The organism is Ferrovum myxofaciens, from assembly GCF_000735045.1.
Taxonomy (GTDB): domain Bacteria; phylum Pseudomonadota; class Gammaproteobacteria; order Burkholderiales; family Ferrovaceae; genus Ferrovum; species Ferrovum myxofaciens.
In genome coordinates, this window is sequence record NZ_JPOQ01000080.1 from 1 (window position 1) to 3,924 (window position 3,924).

Annotated in this window: 4 protein-coding genes and 3 pseudogenes; 4 read left to right on the plus strand and 3 right to left on the minus strand. The window is 52.0% G+C overall.

The genetic code is table 11. The annotated features are described in order from the left end of the window. Together IV91_RS0110115 and IV91_RS0110120 are read left to right on the plus strand one after the other, a co-directional pair. On the plus strand, positions 1-246 hold a 246-nt coding region (locus IV91_RS0110115; RefSeq protein WP_031598048.1), incomplete at its 5' end, for a MarR family winged helix-turn-helix transcriptional regulator. Beyond that, on the plus strand, positions 243-677 hold the full coding sequence (locus IV91_RS0110120) for an EVE domain-containing protein (RefSeq protein ID WP_031598049.1): 435 nt from the start codon (positions 243-245) through the stop codon (positions 675-677). The genes IV91_RS0110115 and IV91_RS0110120, both read left to right, overlap by 4 nt. A 102-nt stretch (positions 678-779) precedes the next feature. On the opposite strand, the gene IV91_RS0110125 is transcribed toward IV91_RS0110120, so the two are convergent. Further along, on the minus strand, positions 780-1,721 hold the full coding sequence (locus IV91_RS0110125; protein ID WP_031598050.1) for a DMT family transporter: 942 nt from the start codon (positions 1,719-1,721) through the stop codon (positions 780-782). A gap of 241 nt (positions 1,722-1,962) precedes the next feature. Continuing rightward, the gene (locus IV91_RS0110130) at positions 1,963-2,358 is read right to left on the minus strand and encodes a GFA family protein (RefSeq protein ID WP_082783207.1); all 396 of its coding nucleotides are present in this window, start codon (positions 2,356-2,358) and stop codon (positions 1,963-1,965) included. Positions 2,359-2,591: 233 nt separating this feature from the next. Between IV91_RS0110130 and tnpC the strand changes: the two are divergent. Both tnpC and IV91_RS19535 read left to right on the plus strand, forming a co-directional pair. After that, positions 2,592-3,276: pseudogene (tnpC, locus tag IV91_RS20025) on the plus strand (IS66 family transposase); the annotation flags it as partial. A 32-nt stretch (positions 3,277-3,308) separates the two neighbouring features. Next, positions 3,309-3,470, plus strand: a pseudogene (locus tag IV91_RS19535) (Fic family protein); the annotation flags it as partial. A gap of 50 nt (positions 3,471-3,520) precedes the next feature. Here IV91_RS19535 and IV91_RS0110140 read toward each other — a convergent pair. Next, a pseudogene (locus IV91_RS0110140) lies at positions 3,521-3,924 on the minus strand (zeta toxin family protein); the annotation flags it as partial.

Consider the following 3,924-nt stretch of genomic DNA (forward strand, 5'->3'; position numbering starts at 1 on the left):
GACAAGATGACCCTTTCCAAAGCCATTCGAAAACTTGAGGAAGCTGGGCTGGTCAATCGGGAGTCTTCAACTTCGGATACCCGTGCCATACAGGTTCGATTCACTGTCGCGGGACGCAAACTGATTTACCAGGCCATCATTGCCGTCGAGCGCGCCGACGATGAATTTTTCTCGTGCCTCACGGAAGGCCAAATAGAGACTTACAAGGCACTGACCCTTGCCATCATCGCTGGCAACAATCCATGACGCGCTACTGGATTGGCGTTGCATCGAAAGAACATGTCAGCGCTGGCGTGGCTGGCGGATTCAGCCAGTTGTGTCACGGCAAGGCCCTGCCGCTCAAACGCATGGCAGTGGGCGACTGGCTCATCTATTACTCGCCCAGGGAACAATTCGACGGAACCGTTCCTTGCCAGAAATTCACAGCCATTGGCAAAGTCGTCGGTGACAAGGTCTATCCCTTTGAAATGTTCCCTGGATTTGTTCCTTACCGGCGTGATATCAATTTTATGGAAGCGACTGATACGCCCATTCGCCCGCTTCTTGAGCAACTTTCTTTCATCAAGGACAAGAGTCGGTGGGGCTACGCTTTCCGATTCGGACATCTGGAAATTCCAAAAGCCGATTTCGAGTTGATCGTGACCGGTATGCTGGGGTACAGTCCCAAGCATGGATGAGCAAACCCGGCCGTTCAATTCCGGAACGAGTCTGGACACGATAGAAACACAATATCTCATGGCTGATCAAACCGTTAAATAACCATCGCCGGAGATTTGAGTCTATGAAACCCGTGTTTTCGGGCTAAGGGAATGCCGACCGATCATCACGACACCAGTCATTACCAGAACCGAACCGATTGTCTGTAGCAGAGATACCCCCTCGCCCAAAAATGCCTGTGCCATGAAGATGGTGGACACAGGGCCGATGGTCCCAATGAGTGATGCTTGCCCGGAACCGATCAGCCTGATACTGGCTGAGAGCATAAACACCGGCAGTACCGTCGAAATAATGGCCATGGATAATCCCAAGGTATAAACCGAGATAGGCTGGCGCATTGCAGTCATGGGGTGAGTGAATGCGAACTGCATCAATGTGGCCACGCTGGCCACTGTCATGGCATAGGCGGTAAACCGGACTGTGCCGATGCGAGCTATGACCTGACCCACCCCAATCAGATAAATTGAATAGGTCAAAGTGCTGGCAAAAACCAAGCCGGCTCCCACTGCCATCCCGCTGCCGTGAACCCCGGAAAAATCATGCACGAAAACCAGCACGATGCCGGCGTAACTTAACCCCATGGCTATCAGTTCCTGACGCCCCAAGGGGCGCTTCAGGAACAACGCTGACATGATCACGACGATCGTCGGATATAGAAACAGAACAAGTCGCTCCAGGCTCGCCGAAATGTATTGAAGTCCGAGAAAATCGAGGAGGCTGGACAAATAATATCCCACGAAGCCCAAGCCAAGAATTGCTCCCCAGTCTTTCAGTTCCAGAGATTTGGCATTACCCTGATTATGGCTCCACAGCGCAACTGCCAGGAAAAATGGGACTGAAAATGACATTCGCAACGCCAATAAGGTGACTGCATCCACCGGATGACGATAGGCCAATTTGACCAGAATGGCTTTTGCTGAAAAACCGATCGCGGCCAACAGGGCAAGTATGATGCCGAAAACGATCTGGTTTCTGGAACTTCGGTGCTGCGCTGGATTTGCCATAAGTTGTCCTCATTGTGAATGCGGGTCTTATGGCCAAGTTCAGAAGCAATCGCGGTCAGACCCGCGGTTGCTCTGTGATATCAAAAACTAAACGGTGCAAGAGACAACGCGGTCGGGGTTCTGTAACCACAGTCGTTTGGGGTTTGGAAGCAGGAAGGAGTTTGAGTTGATCATCATGACCCAGACTTTACACAGGCGCCAACCGGCTTGTCAATAGCGCCGATTGCCGGCCAGTTCATTATCAAGGCCGTTCGGCATATTGAGGCAGATCATCTGCTATTTCATACCACTCGGCTTTAGATGCGACGAAAACATTGGCGGTCGGCTTGTCGTCGATCGCGCTATCGAGGGTACCGATCCGCAGACGAATGACTTCCGGTGTTATGGCCCGTCTTGAATAGAGAGGAGATCCGCAATTTTTGCAGAAAACGCGAAATACATTGGGAGACGATTCAAACTCTGACAGAAGATTTTCGCCCGTTACCAGTTTTAAGTCTGCCGTGTTGATGGGGGTATTGGTCGCAAATGCAGTCCCCGTGGCTTTACGACACTTGGAACAATGGCACATGATGATGGGGCCCAGTTCTGAATGCACTTCATAGGTCACTCCCCCGCACAAACAACTTCCTTTCAGCATTACCGTATCCTCGTTTATTGTTCATGGCTCATCATACCGCGGTTGGAATATGACCATCTGCCGAATCGGGTTTGGCAATAATGCCCTGTCAGTTCCGGGTGTGATTTATCCGAAAATATCATTTCGCGGGGAGAAGTTGATGTCGATTTCCTTCAATGCGTTCATTAACGTAATGGTTTCGCACTGTCACTTAATCCCCATACCCAGCCAAGCATCTGACGAGAGCCGAGTGGGAAACCGGTTCGCCGATTCTGGTATTCGACTACCAGGAGAACCGACAGGGGATTCACGCCCGCAACTTCCTCGGGAAGTGGAACGGACACTTGGTAGTGGACGACTACTCGGGATACAAAGCTCTTTTTGGTCCAGTCGTAACGGAATTGGGGTGCATGGCCCATGCCCGGCGCAAGTTCTTTGACCTGCACGCCGAACAGCCGCGCCCCGTGACGGAACAGGCTCTGACCTGGTTTGCAAAGTTATACGAAGGGGAGCGGGAATGGAAGGAACTGGGCGTGGAGGAGCGCGCCCGGAAACGCCTTGAAGTGGCGATTCCTCTTCTGGAGAAATTTCACCCTTGGTTGTTCCAGCAGCGCAAGACAACAGCGCCGGGTTCCGGGTTGGCCAAGGCGTTGGATTATACGCTCAAGCGCTTGGGAAGCGTTGGCACGCTACGCCACCCGAGGGGGATTTGCCCATCGACAACAACCGGATTGAAAATGCCATCCGACCCATCGCCATTGGCAAGAAAAATGGTTATTTGCAGGATCGGCTCAGGCCGGGGTTCGCGCAGCGGCCATCCAGACCTTGCTGGGAACGGCCAAAATGAAAGGTCTGGAACCCTATTAATGGCTCAAGGATACCTTGGAGAAATTACCGACTTGGCCAAACGCCAAACTGGATGAACTGCTTCCCTTGGCTCTGCCGCAAACGGGTGATACTCCGTCAGAAAAACCATTCGCAGGGACGCGGCGCATCTTTTGTATTTTGTCATCAAGAATCATCCGCTGGCCGATGGCAACAAGCGCACAGGCGCTTTCCTGTTCGTCGATTTTCTCAATCGCAACAACACGCTGATACGAGACGGGCAGTCGGCGGTGTGTTCAAGCGGTCTATGCGATTTTGAATCGAGAAGCCAGTTCGTCCAGTTTACGACTTAGTTCAGTCATTTGTTTTGTAGATTCGGCCGTTTGTGTGGAAGATAGGGTATTTTCTTCTGTGCCCTGCGCGATTTTCTCAATGCGCTGGGCGATGTCTCGCGCTCACGGCCATGCTCAACGGATAGGAGCAAGCGGCGTTTTTCTTCCGTGTTGTCCAAGATGAATACCCGTTCTGCCAAGTCAAAAGCTGAAGCGAGGTTACGCAGACTTCTGCTGTAACGCCGTGACACATCTTCTGCGGGCACGGCATGCCCACCGCTGTCAACCCGTTCAAGGATACGAACTTGGCACAACGCAAGACTTTCGACACAGACAAAAATAAAATTTACCTTGTAACCGCATCCGACAGCTCGCTTCATCAGGGTGAGTTCACGATTTCCTGAGAATGTGGTGTCCAAACCGAAACTGG